The sequence below is a fragment of the Psychrobacter sp. AOP7-A1-24 genome, from assembly GCF_052376235.1.
Taxonomy (GTDB): Bacteria; Pseudomonadota; Gammaproteobacteria; order Pseudomonadales; family Moraxellaceae; genus Psychrobacter.
On sequence record NZ_JBQSVM010000023.1, the window covers coordinates 31,997 to 49,944 of the forward strand.

Genomic DNA, 17,948 nt, shown 5'->3' on the forward strand with positions numbered 1-17,948 from the left:
ATATTAGGCTAGTTTTTGCTTTATATTGCGTACTATACTATCCATCAACTTTATTTTATTAATTTCTGTCGTTAGGAAGCTTCCAATACCATGTCTACTGTGCTATCACATTCTCGCTCATTTATTGCGTTGCCATTGACGCTTGCGGTATCCACTTTACTGATTAGTGCGTGTAGCAATACATCAGCAGTAAAAAACAACGGTGCGGCCAATAGCTCATCTGTCATCACCAAAAGCCCTACCAACCAAGGGACAAATACAGGTAGTGCAGACTACTCAACGGCGTTTTTGGACGCAGAGAGTTTAGATGAGTTGGCTGACCTGTTAGAAGCCACTGATATGACAATGGTAGAAGGTAATAAGCTTGCCATTCAGCAGTATGGTGATTTGTGGAACCGTTTGCGCGCAGGCTATCGCATGAATGGTGGCAAGCCAATCTATAATCAGCGTATTGAAGGCCAAAAAAGCTGGTTTACCAGTAGACAGGATTATCTAAATCGTCTAACTGCGCGTGCCAGTCGCTATATCTATCATACGGTAAGGGAAGCGGAGCGTCGCAACATTCCGACAGAGCTGGCCTTATTGCCAGTTATCGAGAGCTCTTACGATCCTAGCGGTACGAGTAGTGCGGCAGCCGCAGGCTTATGGCAGTTTATTCCAAGCACGGGCCGTATTTATGGTTTGAACCAAAGCAGCACTTATGATGGTCGTCGTGATGTGATCGAGTCGACACGTGCTGCCTATGACTTCTTGACAGCGTTGCACAACCAGTTTGGTAGTTGGGAGCTAGCATTGGCTGCTTACAATGCTGGGCCTGGCCGTGTACAAAAAGCAATTGATGCCAATGCAGCGCGCGGACTACCAACAGATTATTGGTCACTTCAACTGCCTACTGAAACGATGAACTATGTGCCACGTTTCTTAGCTGTTGCCGAGATCGTTGCCAAGCCTGAACAGTATGGGGTGTATCTACCCGCTATCGCTAACCGTCAGCATTTCCGTAGTGTGCCTGTTAATTACGGTGTGAGCTTGTCTGAAGTGTCACAGTTGACTGGCGTTAGCTACGATGAGCTAGAGCGTTTAAACACTGCACTGACTTCAGGCCGTGTTGATTCTTCGGGTCCGCAGCGTGTCATTATTCCAAACGATGTTAGTCTCAATACTGATGCTAAATTAAGTGGGCTCAGAGGCAATGGTACAGGCAATGTACTTGCATCGACTAATACAGACAGCTCAAGTACGACATCGACTACGCCAAGCTACAATAACAAACCATATAGTGCCTCATCGCTACCGTCTACTGGCAGTGCATTAGCTGACTATGCCGCTAGCGCTAGCGTACCTCAGCAGACAACCAGCTATATTTCACCGTCTGCCACATCAAGCAGCTCTGTAGGTAGTAGTAATTCCTCAGCTCGTACAGAGCCACCACTGACCACTGCAGAAACTAATAAAATCAATGCTGAGCTTAAGAGTAGTAACAGTCTACCGACTACGTCCGCTCAGATTACTCAGAACAATACGATTGTCCAAGAACCACCACTTAGCAAAGAAGAGCGTGATTTCATTGCGAGTCAGATCCGTAGAAGTACTTCTGAGACCAATGTCATCAATGCTGACGGTAACATCAATTTATCAGCCGTACAGACGCAGCAGTCTATCTTAGAAGCAAGTGGTGAAGAGAAAAAACTTAGTTTTGCCAAAAATACGGTAAGTAAACCAAAACCACAAGGCACTCGTACTACCTATACAGTAAAACGTGGCGATACGCTTTCGAATATCGCGAGCCGAGCAGGGGTTAGCTGGCGTGAGATTGCAGAATGGAACCAAATAGATGCCAGTGCTAACCTGCTATCTGGTAGTACGCTGTACTTATACGATGCTAAGACCATTGAGCCATTAAGTACTGCTAACAACGCAGTTGCTAGTCAGCCTGACAGTTACGTCGTAAAAAGTGGTGATACCCTTATCGGTACAGCAAATCGTTTTGGTTTGTCAGTTACCCAGCTAGCCAGCTATAACAACCTTAGTAGCCGTGCTGATCTGTTAAGGGGTCAAAAACTATGGCTCATACCAGGTAAAGTTACTGCACCTAAAACTACACCAGCAGCACCTTCTACCAAGCCGAGTCAGTCAAGCAGCGCGACTAAGAACTATAGAGTAAAAGCAGGGGATGGACTGATTGCATTAGCACGTCAATTCAATGTGTCGACAGATACTTTAGCCAGTCTCAACGGTATCAATACTAAAAGTTCGCTATATGTTGGTCAAACGCTTAAAGTACCAGCCAACGTCGATTTTGATGCTGTAAATACTACAGGTGCTAGCAGTAGCAACAGCTCAAGCTCAGTGGCTACCACCAGTTATAAAGTAAAATCAGGTGACACACTGATTGGTATTGCTAACAGCATCGGAATTAGTGCAACTGAACTGGCTGCGGTAAATAGTAACTTTGATGCAAAAGCCCGTCTGCAACGTGGCCAAACGATTAAAGTTCCTGCTTCTAAAGAGTTGGTTGACCGTCAGTTAAATGATAAAGCGGTCAGTTACAAGGTAAAATCAGGTGATACGCTAACGGGTGTCGCCAGACGCTATAATATTGGCTTAAGTGATTTGGCATCAGCAAATAATCTGAACACTAATTCTAATCTTATACTGGGTCGTACTATCACTATCCCTGCTAGTGGCAGCGTCGCAAGTACATCTACTAGCAGTCAAAGCAGCAGTTCTGCTAGTAGCAGTAGTAGCTCAGCAAGTAGCGGAACAAAACTGAGCAACACCGAAAGTTACAAGGTGAAATCTGGTGATGGCCTCATTGCTTTAGCACGTCGGTTTGGCGTATTGGTAGAAGACTTGGCAGCAACCAACAATCTAGCGACTAATGCTCAGCTACAACGCGGGCAAACACTAAAAGTGCCAAAAGCGACAGTAAGCTATACGGTTGGCTCGGGTGATAGTTTGATTGGCCTAGCCCGTAAATATGGTGTCTCAACGCAAGAACTGGCTGATATGAATAATATCGCAGCCAATACTATGTTACAGCGTGGTCAGCGTTTAACCGTACCTAATCGTTAATCAGTATTTTATTATCGAATGATGTTTAAGTAGGTAGTACTAAATCAATCGTATCGCACAAAAAAGCTGCTCTTTATAAGAGCAGCTTTTTTTATTGAAAAAGAATAACTTACTGTAAGAATTCAGCTTACAAGCCGTCTATTACTATCTGTAAATTAGACAGTCTGAGTTTTAATAGTCTCAAGATAGCTTCTGATATTACTGACATAGTGCATGGCTTGACCATAGCGGCTATTCGATGCTCTATTGTCTGCTAAATAAGCATAGACGTTCGCCCAGCTCTTATCGTCGATACCTTGATCTCGTAGTTCGCGTTGGATTCTTTTTACCGCATTAGGACCCATGTTATAACCTGCAAGGGCAAACCAGATACGGTCAGTTTTTGGCACATCAGCAAAATCTGCTTTCACTTGCTCTAAATAACGTGCGCCGCCACCAATACTTTGATAGGGGTCAACGCGATCTGAGACGCCCATCGCTTTTGCGGTATTGTTGGTCAGCATCATCAATCCGCGTACACCAGTCGGCGACACAGCGTTGGCATCAAGATGTGACTCTTGATAACCCATCGCGACCAGTAGTTCCCAGTCGTGATTGTAATTGCGTGCTTGCTCTTCAAACGAAGACTGATAGTCAGGTAATTTTTCTGTCAACGTTCTATGAAAATGATCCTGACTATAGGCATCTTTTAGCAAGTTTTGATTGTAAAACGCGGCAAGCTTTTGTGTGTTTTGCAGCTTGATGCTATCGCACAAAAAGTAACTGGCCTTTCTTGATAATGGGTCATTAGACGAGCTAAATGACCAACTTACTTTGGGATGTAAACCATTTTTAGTCAGACTAGAATCATAACCACAGCTGACATTGATAGACGAGAGGTTTAGCTGGCTTTTTAGCTTGGTGCTGGCCGTAGTCAACGCCATATCGGCATTGCCTGTTCTTAATGCTTTTAGCGCCGCTTCTTCACTGGCATAGGCTTTTAGATTGATATCGACACCAAGCTCGTCGGCATACGTGCGCACCAGATCAAAGCCAAAACCATGTTGGAAGCCATCGGTAGCAAAGTAAGTGCTATCGCCTGGCACCGCAGCAATGGTCAAGGTGTTCTCCAGCATGACATTGTCATAGGCTGGTACTGATGTGTTTATGGTCGTCAAACTCTCAGCGGGCAAAGAGAGCAGAGCGATGCTTGAGATTTGTGCCAGCTTCTTGGTTCTGGCAAAACGATTAGACGCAGTAGGGGTAAAGGATGAAACGATGTTACTTTTGGTGTTTAGTAGGCGTTTAGATGGACGCAGTAAATAAGAAATACGGCGTTTGGCCCCTTGCGCAGATACTTTTACACGATAAGTAATACGCTGCATGGATGTCTCCTAATTTTAGCCATCCTGCTTACCGCAAAAACACGTACAAATATATATGCATAATATTGATATATATCGATATCGTGTTTTAAATAGAGTGGCATTTTTAATAGGATAAATGCCGCTCTATCTTGTTTGACTATAGCGCCACTAGCGTACTCTCTCTAAGAGTTAGTGGGATAGTTTGTCGTCAGCCAGCTATCGATGTGTCATAAAGCGTTATAAACAGTATTCGTAAGTACTGGGTCAAAATACTGAACACATAGCGACGCGAAGGATATACATCAGATGATTCCTTCATCGATAACTAAATATGGCTAGTGGCCAAACAACTATACATCAAACATAGGTAAGGTCATGATTAAGTTATTGAGACAAAGACATAGTTTGAAACATTGATGTAAAGTTTTGCCAATCAGGCAAGTACATTCATCTATTTTAACTATGCTAACTGTGATGGCTGGCTAACTTTTGAATCACTAATATTAAGTTACTAGTAATAGGGTAGCTGGCTATTAAAGTTAATTGTCCAGCGATGAGGAGAAACGAATAACCAAAATTGATAACATATAGCTGCTTATCAAACTGACTATCTCATACCGTCATCGCGACACTAAAAATAAAAAAATACCATGCTGCTAACGTTTATAGTGCAAACATAGTATCTCAATGGGTAGCGGTTTAAAATCTTATCGCTGATATAGCATGATAAAATCTTAAACAATTACCAGCGTCATTTTAGTGCCATAACCGGAAGCTGTAATAATGGGAAGTTTCATGACAAAACTTACTGTCTTACGGGTTGTAATATGCGGTTACTTCTTGCATTATTCAAGTGGAGTTAAGAAAAAAACGATAAAACTTAACAATTAAGCTATAAACGGATAATTTTTCAGGTATTTAGTACGTAATAATCAGAAATAGAATAATCAAGCCTAAATAGAAGCAAAAATAGACTTTATACTTATAAGATAATTACAGCTGCTATTAAGTCTAGTTTGGTTTTTGAACTATTTTTTTCTGCAACTAATAGCTGTTTAAAATACTTTTCTATGTAGCTACTCTATAAAACATTCGTCTATAACCCGTCACTATATAAACAACAACCTTATCAGCAGCATGATTTATGCTGGATTCTCGATATCAATAAAGGTAACTGGTAAACCAAATTTTTGAGCGACTATCTTTCCTAACGCTTGAATACCGCCACGCTCCGTTGCATGATGACCACAAGCAAAATAATTAATACCAAGCTCACGTGCGCTATGCGTGGTACGCTCAGATATTTCACCAGAGATAAACGCATCACAGCCCATGGTAGCAGCTTGCTCAATCATATCCTGCGCACCGCCTGTACATATCCCCACACGTTCTATCAGCCTAGCATCTGTCTGGGCAGAGGCATCTGTATGATACTCAGCTGCGATATGCAGTGGCGAGCGTCCTAATGCCTGAGTAATGGTGGCAATAAGGGCATCAGCACTTTGTGGTGTACAAGTGGCGATATTGCCCACAGGATGAGATTCGGTAGGATAGAGCGCACCAATGATTTTCATATCTAACATATTAGCAAGTTTTGCGTTATTACCAGAGAGAGGATGCGCATCGAGTGGTAGGTGATAGCCAATCATAGAAATACCGTGTTGCATCAATTTTCGCACGCGTCGACCTTTCATACCGGTGAGCGTGGCAGGTTCACCTTTCCAAAAATAGCCATGATGTACCATAATTGCATCGGCATTGTCAGCGACGGCAGCATCGATTAAGGCTTCACAAGCCGTTACACCAGTGACAATACGCTGAATCGGTCGTCCACCATCGACTTGTAGGCCATTTGGTGCATAGTCCTTAAAAGCACTGGCGGATAAATAGTCGTCACAGAACTGTGTCAATGTCTGAGCACTGATGCTCTGATTGGTAGAGTCTACTGCTGTATTATTTGCAGTCATTATGTTTTCCTATCGTCAATAAAATATATGTCGTAATAAAGTGCTGTGGATTGAGTCAGCAAGAATTATCTATCATGTTTGAGAGTATCTGATTTTAAAATTCTAGCTCTATAGAAGTTATTTTAACATGCCGTTGTAAGCAAGCAGACAAGCTGGATAACTGAAATGGTACACGATACGTTACTATTTAATGGTATTGCGGTTATAATTTATACTTGTGAGTATGTCTAGCTATAGAGCACTTGACCACCCTATGAGTGGCTCAATACTAGCTAAGCCGCTAGCATTACCTCATGTCGTTTTTCATTGTCCGTTTGCATTAAATTTATAGAGGTTGTGTATGTCGTCATCCCGGAACACCAATAACAAGACGTCTTTATTAAAATGGTTACCTTGGGTCTTATTGCTGATAGTATTGGCAGCGTTTATCTGGTTGTTCACGAGTATGAAGTCGACGTCGGAGGCTACATGGGAGCCACCAAGAACTCCGCCTGAGGAGCAGCAAGCGTCTGAGACAGTATCGGACACGCCAGAGCCGATATCTTCTTATCATGATGCAGTGGCACGCGCATCGCAATCTGTGGTCAATATCTACACAACCCAAACGATGACAGAGCATCCTTATATGGATGATCCTGTACTGCGTCGTTTCTTTGAGTTTCATGGTGGTCCATCACAAGAGCAGGGCAATACAAACTTAGGCTCAGGGGTCATCGTATCAGAAGACGGCTATATCGTGACCAATGCCCACGTCATCGAAAAAGCAGATGAAATCACAGTCGCGTTCAATGATGGTCGTAAAAACCGTGCCAGAATCATCGGTACAGATCCTGATAGTGACTTAGCCGTGATCAAGGTTGATATGACAGGACTGACGCCGCTTGGCTTCCGCGAAGATCCGATTCGTGTGGGTGATTTGGCACTAGCGATTGGTAATCCATTTGGTGTGGGTCAGACAGTGACGCAGGGGATTATCTCAGCGACTGGACGTACTGGACTGGGTGTGAATAAGTTTGAAGACTTTATCCAAACGGATGCGGCGATCAACCCAGGTAACTCAGGCGGCGCACTGGTTGATGCTCGTGGTGAGCTGGTCGGTATCAACACCGTCATATTCTCTCGTTCTGGTGGCTCGATGGGTATTGGCTTTGCGATTCCAACGGCGCTGGTTGAGCAAGTGATGAATGCACTTATCAAAGATGGCCGTGTCAGTCGTGGCTGGTTAGGTATCGAAATTCAGTCACAGCTACGTGACCCAACGCAGCTTGAGACCTCAACAGGCGTGGAAGTGCTAAACGTCATTGATGGTAGTCCAGCAGCAAAAAGTGGCCTACGTGTTGGTGATATCGTGCTGACTATTGATGATGTCGAAATGACAGACGCCAATACCTTGATTCAGTATGTGGCTCGTAAGCCGCCAAATACTGAGCTAGATGCGCAAATATTGCGTCAAGGTCAAAACGCCCAAGTAAAAATCACCCTAGAAGAGCGTCCAGCACAAGAGCCGATTGAACGTCCTGTCGTACTGCAAAATGAAAGCATGGGCGGAATGAATCAGCCAAATATTCAAAACGATGAAGAAACACCGATGATGTCAAAAGCAGAGCGTGATCGCATGCGTGAAGAGCTGATGAAACTGTTTGAGCAGGATGCTACGGCACAGTAGGGTGTTTTGATAATATGTGCTATCCGTTAGCACATTGATTTAGTCGATAGCATAAAAAAGCGCGCTCCTTTAGATAAGGAGCGCGCTTTTTGTTGGCGTAAGTTTTAGCAAAGCTGATTTCTGTAAAGCTAATTATCGAAAGGTTAAGTTTTTGCGTTTATCATTCCACTAGGACTTTTCGATTGGGTCATGATTGATATGAATGACGCCTTGCACACGGCAGCAACAAGGCAAGATTTCATCGTCTTCAATCATCGCCAGTGGATCAAATGGATAATCGACCGTATGCGAGCTGGCGATACGCTTGACTCGGCAGCTACCACAGTAGCCTTCACGGCATTGATAATTGACATCATGTCCAGTGCGCAGCAGACCATCAAGCAGACTTTCATCATCATGCAAGTAGAATTGCTGTTTACTGGTCATTACCCACGTCATAATTCATCCTATTGGGATATGTCTTTGCTATTACTATAAAAGCTTAAAAAGATTACAGTTCAAAGCTCTTATAGCTCAAGCCTTTACAACTCAAAGTCATCAAAATCACTGTCTGATAAGTCAGAGTCAATCTGACCAACCAAGTACGAGCTAATCTCAGTCTCTTGTGGTGCGACTTGCACATTGTCAGACGACAACCACGTGTTGATCCACGGGATTGGGTTTGATTTTGAGTTCGGGAACGCCGCTGGCAAGCCGACGGTTTCCATACGCAAGTTGGTGATGTACTCAATATATTGGCAAAGGATGTCTTTGTTTAGACCAATCATTGAGCCGTCTTTGAACAGATAACCTGCCCATTCTTTTTCTTGTTCAGCAGCCTTGCGGAAGATTTCGATGCTTTCTTCATAACACTCTTCGGCAATCTCGACCATCTCAGGATCGTCACGACCATTACGCATAAGGTTCAGCATGTGCTGTGTACCCGTCAAATGTAGCGCTTCATCACGAGCGATTAGCTTAATGATTTTGGCATTGCCTTCCATCAATTTACGCTCAGCAAAGGCAAACGAGCAAGCAAACGACACATAGAAACGAATGGCTTCTAAGACGTTGACCGCCATGATGCACAGATACATCTGCTTTTTCAGTGATTTCAAATCAACCGTGACTTGCTCGCCATTGACGTTGTGCGTACCTGGGCCATACAGGCTATATAACTGTGAGTTACGGTACAGTTCATCATAGTACTGGGCGATATCAGAGGCACGGCCTAAGATGTGCTCGTTTTGCATAATGTCATCAAAGATAATATTTGGGTCATTGACGATATTACGAATGATATGCGTATAGCTGCGTGAGTGAATGGTCTCAGAGAACGACCATGTCTCAATCCATGTCTCAAGCTCAGGGATAGACACCAGCGGCAGTAGCACCACATTTGGACTACGACCTTGGATAGAGTCGAGTAGGGTCTGGTACTTGAGGTTACTCAAAAATATATGCTGCTCGTGCGAGGACAGATTGCTAAAGTCGATACGATCCTTTGATACATCAACTTCTTCTGGACGCCAAAAGAACGATAGCTGCTTTTCAATCAATTGCTCAAAGATAGGGTGCTTTTGTTGGTCATAGCGTGCTACGTTGACTGGCTGACCAAAGAACATCGGCTCTTTTAGCGCATTGTTTGGCGTTTGAGAAAAAATCGAGTAAGTCATGGGACTGCCTTTATAATTGATACGGTTATTAATTTATAGGGGTTTGACTGGTTTTGATTTGATGCAATAACACATTCTGGTTTATAGCTTTTTAGCTTAGAGGTTCTCTAGCGATATCTGTGACGACTCTTGGCCATCGTTTATATAGGCTTTGAATATCTCGCTCAGCTCACTATCATCAAGCGCTTCTAATTCATCAAGTGCGCTTTTGCGTAGGGTGCTCACATCAGGCTCTTCTGCTGCTATTTTTGTGTCTTTTTTAGCCACTCTCGATGCTGGTTTTTTGGCTGCTTTTGCTACGTTTTTTTTGGTGGCGGCTGATTTTGGTGTTTTACTGGTATCTAACTGCTGACGCACCGCTGCAATATCAACCTCGACTTGTACGATATGCGAGCCACCATCGTCTAGCTCTGAAAATACGTTTGGGATAAACAAGCCACCGTCTTTGATGATCGCAGTATATTGCACATGACCTCCGTCAGTTTTATGGTTTGTGTGTTTCAATGATAACAGTAGCCAATCCCGCCTACCGCTTGTATCTGCTTTGCCGCTGGCGTGCAGTCTATCGTGTTTGACCGCATTCCTGTTGTCTCGATACTGCGCTCAGCCACAGCCTGCATCGCCATCGTCGTTAGCAGGATACCGCTATAGTCGCGGCTAAACGACCTCGTTGTAGCAAGGTTGGTCTTCCTAATCAAAACTGATATTTAAGCATCGTTTGTAGGGTGCTTTTTAAGCAGAGTTAAACTAAACTTTCAAACTGTTGGCGCGTGGAACGCACCTTACATCACGAACCAACATAAGCTATAAAGTTGGACTTTTTTTGTGTAGGTTTGGTTTTTAACCCAGCCTACAACAACCGCTACGATCTAAAGGTAGGTTGGTGTCGAAGGATGAGACCTGAGAGCCGTAAAAATGAAGCATTGCTTCATTAGGCTCGCAAGGAAAATCCTTTAAATAGGATTTTCTATTATTCAATTAAAATCGTTAGGTGTCGCAAGCTCCACCCAACCTACGCTTGCTAATTTTAGAACGAAAATTAGGTCTTATTTGTTATTCTATATATTTTGTAGGGTGTGCTTCGCGAATTAAGCCTATAGAAATTATGCTTAACGATTCACCCCCTGTTGATTAACGCCAGCCTATAATGAATTGCTTTTTGTTTCATCAAATAGACTATTAAAAGTTATTTTAATAAAACTTGGCATTCTAGGATCTGAAAAGCTATAGCATCCTGGTGCTGTTTTATTAAGTATATTAGTATCACTAAAATTTTCCGAAAGTCTCGAAAGTCTTCTATTAATAGTACTGGAAGGTATAGTCATACCGAATAATTCGTTTAGTTTATTAACAACTTCTCTGCTTCTAAAGTCTTTCTTATTACAGTGAGAAGTTGCTAGTAAAAGAAGCTTATATTCGTTAGGCTTTTTTATATTTCTAAGCATATTATCTAACGAGCTTAACAAGGTACTCTCAGAGTCTTTTGAAGAACGAATCAATGCCTCGTTAAGTATATCCTCCTCTATATGACTTTTGTTCTGCTCAATAGCAATCTCAGAACATTTTAAACATATCAAATGTGTAAAATGGGGAAAACCAGAGCTGATGTTTACAATTTTATCTACAACATCGTCACTAGGCTTTTTACCAATAGATTTCATGCCATTTAATACTATCTTTTTAATATCTTCATTTGACATTCTTTCTAAATGAATTTCTTTTAGACATCTTTCAATTGACTTATGACCAGCCGTTAATTCATTAGCTGTTTTCGCTATACCAATCAGTATTATCTTAAAACCAGAGTCAAAATCACTTAATAGTTTTATCAGCTCGGCAAGTTTACGTTTATCTTCACTGTTAGATAAAGTATCAACTTCATCTAACAGAAGAATACCGTCTAGATCTTTTAATTTATCGGCTACCCAAGATGGAGAGTCGAGATTGGTCTGGCTTCTATGGTTTATATTAGTTTCATGTTCGCTAACTAATTCGCCTTTGGCTACAGCTATATTGGCACTTGCAGTACCAGTATACTTAACTCTCTTACTATCACCGCTTTTAAAAATACTTACACCAGCATCAGTTAGTGGTTTGTGCAATAAAGTACTAAAAGTATCACTTCTGTCGCAACTTTTAGAGTAAATTTTTCCCTTATTAAGAGCTTCATTGATTTTTCTCAAAATAAGATTACAAGTGGTTTTGGCTAAAGAGGTTTTACCTACGCCTCTATCTCCAAATAATAAGATATGTAGTCCAGGCGAGGTTATTACCCCAATGATTCTTTTTACCTCTTCATCTCGACCAAAAAAATGTTCTAACTGATTTATAGGTATATGAGGAGTAAAGACTTTCCTTACTCCGCTTTTAATTATCTTAACTTCATCAGTTATACTTTGTTGGATATCAGACATCTGTGAACTCCTTGTAAACATGTGATGCCTCCTAGATCTTACAAGCACCGCCAGCACAATCATCTTCCATATCTGCTTGGGCATCGTTCGCACCATCACGAGTGTTATGGTAATACAACGTCTTCACGCCCATTTTATAAGCGTTTAGCAGATCTTTTAGCAATATCTTCATCGGTACACGGCCACCAGCATAACGAACTGGATCGTAGTTAGTGTTGGCAGAGATACTTTGATCGACGAATTTTTGCATGATAGCGACCAGCTTTAGGTAACCGTCATTGTTTGGCATTTGCCACAGTAGCTCGTACTGATCTTTTAGGGTGGCAATCTCAGGCACGACTTGTTTTAGGATGCCGTCCTTTGACGCTTTGATAGACACTAGACCACGTGGTGGCTCGATACCGTTGGTTGCGTTGGCGATCTGGCTTGAGGTCTCAGACGGCATCAATGCAGTTAGGGTAGAGTTGCGTAGACCGTGTGCTGTGATCTCGCCACGTAGCGTCTCCCAATCGAGATGTAGTGGCTCTTGGCAGATCTTATCCAAGTCGGCTTTGTACGTATCAATCGGTAAGATACCTTGTGAGTAAGTGGTCTCATTGAACGCAGGACACGCGCCTTGCTCTTTTGCCAATTTGTTCGACGCTTTTAGTAGATAGTACTGTAGTGCTTCAAACGTCTGATGGGTCAGACCTAGTGCTGAGTCGTCAGAGTAGCGTGCGCCATTCTTAGCCAAGTAATACGCATAGTTAATCACGCCCACACCGAGCGTACGGCGACGCATGCTGCCGTTTTCAGCCGCTTTGACCGGATAGTCTTGATAGTCGAGCAGGGCATCTAGCGCACGGACGATGAGCTCGGCTGGCTCTTCGATATCGCTGACGTTTTCGACTTTACCCAAGTTGACCGCTGATAGCGTACAAAGCGCGATTTCGCCTGCTTCGTCATTGATGTTATCCAGTGGTTTGGTCGGTAGGGCGATTTCCATACATAGGTTTGACTGGCGAATCGGCGCAACGGCTGCGTCAAATGGGCTATGCGTGTTGCAATGATCGACGTTCTGGATATAGATACGACCCGTGCTGGCGCGCTCTTGCATCATTAGGCTGAATAGATCTGCTGCTGGGATCTGGCGGCTACGGACGTTAGGATCGTTTTCGTACTTGGTATATAACTCTTCGAATTTGTCTTGATCTTCAAAGAATGCATCATACAAACCTGGCGTGTCACCTGGTGAGAACAGCGAGATGTCTTGGCCTTTGATTAGGCGCGTGTACATCGTTTTGTTCAACTGTACGCCGTAGTCCATGTGACGCACACGGTTGTCTTCGACGCCGCGGTTGTTTTTGAGTACCAGTAATGACTCAACTTCTAAATGCCATAGCGGGTAGAATAGGGTCGCAGCACCGCCACGCACGCCGCCCTGTGAGCAGCATTTAACAGCAGTTTGGAATAGCTTATAGAATGGGATACAGCCAGTATGCTGTGCTTCGCCGCCACGGATAGGGCTACCAAGGGCACGGATACGACCCGCGTTGATGCCGATACCAGCGCGCTGTGACACATAGCGTACGATAGCGCTGGTGGTCGCATTGATAGAGTCTAGGCTGTCACCACATTCGATGAGTACGCACGAGCTAAACTGACGTGATGGGGTACGCACGCCCGCCATGATAGGCGTGGGTAGTGAGATTTTGAATTGTGAGGTCGCATCATAGAAGCGTTTGACGAAATCGAGACGATCTGATTTGTCATATTGGCTAAACAAGCACATACCAACCAGCATGTACAAGAACTGCGGGCTCTCGTAGACAGTCTTGCTTACGCGGTCCTGTACCAAGTATTTACCAGCCATTTGCTCAACAGCCGCATAAGCAAGATTCATATCGCGCCAGTGGTCAAGGTACGCTTCTAGCTCATCGAACTCAGCACGGCTATAGTCCGCTAGGATATGCTCATCATACTTGCCAGCTTCTGTTAGGGTTTGAACATGGTCATATAAATGCGGCGGCGTGAATTTGTTATAAGCAATCTTACGTAGATGAAAGATTGCTAAGCGCGCAGCCAGATATTGGTAGTCCGGCGTGGTTTCAGAGATCAGGTCGGCAGCAGACTTGATGATGGTTTCGTGAATGTCACGAGTCTTGATACCTTCATAAAACTGGATGTGCGACTTTAGCTCGACTTGTGATACAGACACATTTTCCAAGCCATCTGCGGCCCACGCTATCACCTTGTGAATTTTGTCTAAATCAATAGGCTCTAAACGTCCATCACGTTTGGTTACTTGGATTTTGTCAATATGTGTCATGCTGGCCTCTATTTTGATTGCTTATTGTGATGCTACGCGCCGAGTGGGCGGCAGACATTCTTTATAACGCTATTATGTTGGGTTGTGATAGGTCGTTTTTTGGACAAAAGGCTACCACTACTCGTAGTGACGGTTAAAATCACTGAGTACTACATATAGCGTGTTTGTTAATTGGTAGGCACAATATAGCGGGAAAATTTTGAAAATACTATATTGATTTTAGAATAAAACTATGTTGCTACAAGGTTGTAGGTGGTCCAAATTTTGGCAAAGGACGATGGGATAAGGGTTAGACGCAAATGAGGCCAATAATAAAATTTTTGTAAAAATTTCGTGACGATTTGCTTTTCATTCTCTCGGTTATTGTCGGCTGATAATGGGAGTCATGGCGGCAATAATGCGGGCGCAGATTGTACATCAAACCACAAAAAATCGCCACCCATATGTTACTACTAATGAGTGACGATTTGGACTAAAAAGTCGTTAAAGTTTTCTATGCGACTTATAAAACGATACGAACCGTTTTTGCATTATCCAATGAGGCATAAAGCGTATTCACTTGTTCAGCAGCCGTTAGGTACAAATTGACCCGTGCCGAGTGAAAACGACCTGTTTTAGACGGTTTAACTTCGATTGAGGCCAAATCAAAGTCAGGGAACTGGCTACCCAAGATGAGCTTTATCTCATTAAGCAGACCCTCACGCTCGCCTTCATGACCGATGATGCTGAGTGGGTAGTTCATCGGGAACTCCCAAAGCTCTGGGTTTTGAATGTCGGTCTTTTTGCCTACCAATGCGCCTCTATTTGGCGTCAGGTCAGTGACTTTAACTGAGGGTTTATTACTGGTTGGGCTATTTGCGCTTTTGTCGACGTTATCGTTGTTGTCTTTTGAATCATCACTCATGATATGAGCCTCGCTTTTATTAAGATTTAGCTATTAAATTAAGAGATTTATTGGCTATTTATAGTGGTGCTGACCTTATTATTCAAGTGCAATGCTGGAATACGGCAATGACTTCGATCGAAAAGGTTCGCCCCTTATTATCATTCTCTGTGGCAAACAGCTACTGCAAATAACTGTTGATAGGTGCGATCTCAGGCGGGATGTCCGTCTCTCCCATAGCGTCTAATAAGTTGATTTCAATCGTGCGCGATAGTGCCATCAGTGGCAGCTGATTAGACGCAAAACCAAATGGCTCTTCTAGCTCTTCACTAAGGGCGTCTAAACCGAAAAAGGTATACGCAATGACAGCGCAAATGAGGGGCGTTGCCCAACCGAGCGAGGCCACCAAGCCAAAAGGCAAGGTAATACAATACAGGTAAGTCGTACGATGCACCAATAGCATGTAAGCAAACGGCAGTGGCGTATAATGAATACGTTCGCAGGCTGCCAAGACAATCGTCATAGACGTCAGGCGCTCGTCCATGTTTTGTACCATCAGCTCCGATGACAACTGTTGACGACGTACATCACCGAGCTGTTTACCTAACAGGCGCATTAAATAGTCGGGTAGGTTTCTCGCTTGACGCATGCTGTCATGATGGGCCGCTGCGACGAAAGGCTCGACATCTTCCCAAGGTGAGGTACCGCGTAGTCTGTGGCGCACAGCGTGAGCAAAAGCAATGTTCAGATGAATCATCGAGCGCTGAGCGTCACGTCCAGCTTCAGTATCATCGTCTACAAAAGACAGCACTTGACGAGTAAAGCTACGAGAATCATAAACCAATTGTCCCCATAGTCCGCGCGCCTCCCACCAACGTTGGTAGCTAGCGTTATTCCGAAACCCCAAAAACAACGACAGTGCAATTCCTAGCAAGGTAAAAGGCGCCATACCATAATAAGGAAAAGAGTCAGGAAGCCAATGTTGTACAACCGTTATGACTGTACTAAGAATAGCGATGAGTAAAATTTGCGGATAGACTTTCGGAATGACTGACCCGCGCAGGGTAAGAAATATCTTAAGGGCGTTTGGGGTTTGCCGGACAATCATGCGAGTTCCCTAGCGACGCAGTGTGTAAATACACTATTATTTGTAGGGTATGATTCTAATATAGAATTAAAATCTGTAAAGCCTAAAAGTCTATAAATTTATTCAAACAGAAGGGTAGGGTAATAACTCAAGCTGGATAATAAGGATAGCTAAAATAGTTAAATTCTTGGCAAAAAGTAGAAGGTAATAGGTCGTCAAAAGGAAGGGATAGCTAGAAAGGATGTCATCAGTTTGGATGACGTGGTAACGAAGAAGTTAATCGTTATATTGGAATATTTAGATTTATTGCAGTGAAGTGAAATAATCTAAAGATGATTAGAAATTTTTAAAGCTTTAGCAGCTCTTTTTCAACTTCGTTAAGAAAGGCTTTGATATTGGCTTCGTGACGCTGATAAAACGTCCATTGTCCATGGCGCTCAGAAGTAACCAGTCCTGCTTTTTTTAACACACCCATATAGTTTGAAATGGTTGATTGTGACAATCCTGACTTTTCTTGAATGTAGCTGACGCATACACCATCCAAATCAGCATGCTCTGGTAATGAGGCTGGAAAATTTGATCTGTCTTTCAACCATTTTATGATTTGACGACGCATAGGGTTGTTAAGTGCAGATATTATGTTTTCTGTATTCATAAAATATTTGATATCGATACCTAGTTAATAATCAACAACTGTCAGAGATAAGCACTAGGTGCTTAGCTTGCTCATTATGGTGCTAAACAAGAAAGCAGTGTAAGGTCTATATAGTGTTAATACATTGATTTTATAAAAATAAATGACTACTGTTAGGACACCGCGCGCAAACATCGGTTATTCCTGAACTATACTTTTATATGACAGTAGATTATACAGTCAAAATTAGCTTAATTATGGCAGTTGTACTGTCTAGTCATCGGAATATTGTCGAATAATATCAATATGTGATTGGTAAAGCAGTCTGTTTCAAGTCGAATTTAACATTAAACGTTGTTAAGGCCTGCTTATTAAATAAACGTTATTCTCAACATCCCGAGCAGTAAGATAGTATTAGAAAGCTTCTGATATGACAAGGGCGTGTTGAATATTCAACACGCCCTTGCTGTTTTACGTTCTTCAATTTTATTAAGCTTTTTTATTAATGTGGTTAGCGTCGCGGTAGAGTGCTAAAAATTTAATAAACATGGTCGTGATATTTCAGCTTTTTAGAAAGGCCTCAATCTTTGGTTTAATAGTCATAGAGACAATGACCATTAACGCCAATCCTACTGGTAATGCAACTAGAAACCCTTCTAACCAACCGTTTAAAAATGCCGTTTGATTAGCAAAACCAATCGTCTTTGAGGCAGTACTAAAGGCCAACATAGACTCCATTATACAAACCATCAATATACCTGTGATGAGATTGCGCTTGTACGCTTTGGTATTAGGTAGCTTGTGATTAATAAATTTTGTTACCAGACCCATCAGTAAGAAGCCAATCGGCATGATCGCATACGCCACCAGTAGCGATCTAGACCAGTCTATAAAAAATGTATCGGAGTATCCG

14 protein-coding genes are annotated in these 17,948 nt (G+C 42.9%); 2 read left to right on the forward strand and 12 right to left on the reverse strand.

Translation table 11 applies throughout. The annotated features are described in order from the left end of the window. Window positions 1-90: 90 nt before the first annotated feature. Window positions 91-3,075 carry a LysM peptidoglycan-binding domain-containing protein gene (locus ACT3QQ_RS09270; RefSeq protein WP_444527785.1) on the forward strand — a complete coding sequence of 995 codons (2,985 nt, stop codon included), beginning with the start codon at window positions 91-93 and terminating at the stop codon, window positions 3,073-3,075. A 155-nt stretch (window positions 3,076-3,230) separates the two neighbouring features. Here ACT3QQ_RS09270 and ACT3QQ_RS09275 read toward each other — a convergent pair whose 3' ends face one another. Both ACT3QQ_RS09275 and ACT3QQ_RS09280 read right to left on the reverse strand, forming a co-directional pair. Next, on the reverse strand, window positions 3,231-4,439 hold the full coding sequence (locus ACT3QQ_RS09275) for a transglycosylase SLT domain-containing protein (RefSeq protein WP_444527786.1): 1,209 nt from the start codon (window positions 4,437-4,439) through the stop codon (window positions 3,231-3,233). 1,124 nt (window positions 4,440-5,563) lie between these two features. After that, window positions 5,564-6,388, reverse strand: a complete 825-nt coding sequence (locus tag ACT3QQ_RS09280) for a Nif3-like dinuclear metal center hexameric protein (protein WP_444527787.1) — start codon at window positions 6,386-6,388, stop codon at window positions 5,564-5,566. A 340-nt stretch (window positions 6,389-6,728) separates the two neighbouring features. On the opposite strand from ACT3QQ_RS09280, the gene ACT3QQ_RS09285 reads away from it, so the two are divergent. Then, on the forward strand, window positions 6,729-8,054 hold the full coding sequence (locus tag ACT3QQ_RS09285) for a S1C family serine protease (RefSeq protein ID WP_444527788.1): 1,326 nt from the start codon (window positions 6,729-6,731) through the stop codon (window positions 8,052-8,054). A 168-nt stretch (window positions 8,055-8,222) separates the two neighbouring features. Here ACT3QQ_RS09285 and yfaE read toward each other — a convergent pair whose 3' ends face one another. The 10 genes from yfaE to ACT3QQ_RS09335 all read right to left on the reverse strand — a co-directional run. Continuing rightward, the gene (gene yfaE, locus ACT3QQ_RS09290) at window positions 8,223-8,492 is read right to left on the reverse strand and encodes a class I ribonucleotide reductase maintenance protein YfaE (protein ID WP_444519667.1); all 270 of its coding nucleotides are present in this window, start codon (window positions 8,490-8,492) and stop codon (window positions 8,223-8,225) included. Between the two features lie 83 nt (window positions 8,493-8,575). Then, window positions 8,576-9,709: a class Ia ribonucleoside-diphosphate reductase subunit beta gene (gene nrdB / locus ACT3QQ_RS09295; protein ID WP_444519668.1), complete on the reverse strand. Its 1,134-nt coding sequence runs from the start codon at window positions 9,707-9,709 to the stop codon at window positions 8,576-8,578. Between the two features lie 96 nt (window positions 9,710-9,805). Next, complete coding sequence (locus tag ACT3QQ_RS09300; RefSeq protein WP_444527789.1) at window positions 9,806-10,177, reverse strand: hypothetical protein; 372 nt, start codon at window positions 10,175-10,177, stop codon at window positions 9,806-9,808. Window positions 10,178-10,209: 32 nt separating this feature from the next. Beyond that, window positions 10,210-10,407: a hypothetical protein gene (locus tag ACT3QQ_RS09305; protein ID WP_444527790.1), complete on the reverse strand. Its 198-nt coding sequence runs from the start codon at window positions 10,405-10,407 to the stop codon at window positions 10,210-10,212. A 444-nt stretch (window positions 10,408-10,851) separates the two neighbouring features. Then, complete coding sequence (locus ACT3QQ_RS09310) at window positions 10,852-12,123, reverse strand: AAA family ATPase (RefSeq protein WP_444527791.1); 1,272 nt, start codon at window positions 12,121-12,123, stop codon at window positions 10,852-10,854. A 31-nt stretch (window positions 12,124-12,154) separates the two neighbouring features. Continuing rightward, window positions 12,155-14,431: a class 1a ribonucleoside-diphosphate reductase subunit alpha gene (gene nrdA / locus ACT3QQ_RS09315; protein ID WP_444527792.1), complete on the reverse strand. Its 2,277-nt coding sequence runs from the start codon at window positions 14,429-14,431 to the stop codon at window positions 12,155-12,157. Window positions 14,432-14,933: 502 nt separating this feature from the next. Beyond that, a complete protein-coding gene (locus ACT3QQ_RS09320) occupies window positions 14,934-15,224 on the reverse strand; it encodes a YbeD family protein (protein ID WP_444519844.1) in 291 nt (96 codons plus the stop codon). Window positions 15,225-15,495: 271 nt separating this feature from the next. Further along, the gene (locus tag ACT3QQ_RS09325; RefSeq protein ID WP_444527793.1) at window positions 15,496-16,422 is read right to left on the reverse strand and encodes a bestrophin family protein; all 927 of its coding nucleotides are present in this window, start codon (window positions 16,420-16,422) and stop codon (window positions 15,496-15,498) included. Between the two features lie 325 nt (window positions 16,423-16,747). Then, window positions 16,748-17,056 (reverse strand): ArsR/SmtB family transcription factor, encoded by a 309-nt coding sequence (locus tag ACT3QQ_RS09330; protein WP_444519675.1) that lies wholly within the window; start codon window positions 17,054-17,056, stop codon window positions 16,748-16,750. A 540-nt stretch (window positions 17,057-17,596) separates the two neighbouring features. Further along, on the reverse strand, window positions 17,597-17,948 hold a 352-nt coding region (locus tag ACT3QQ_RS09335; RefSeq protein WP_444527794.1), incomplete at its 5' end, for a hypothetical protein.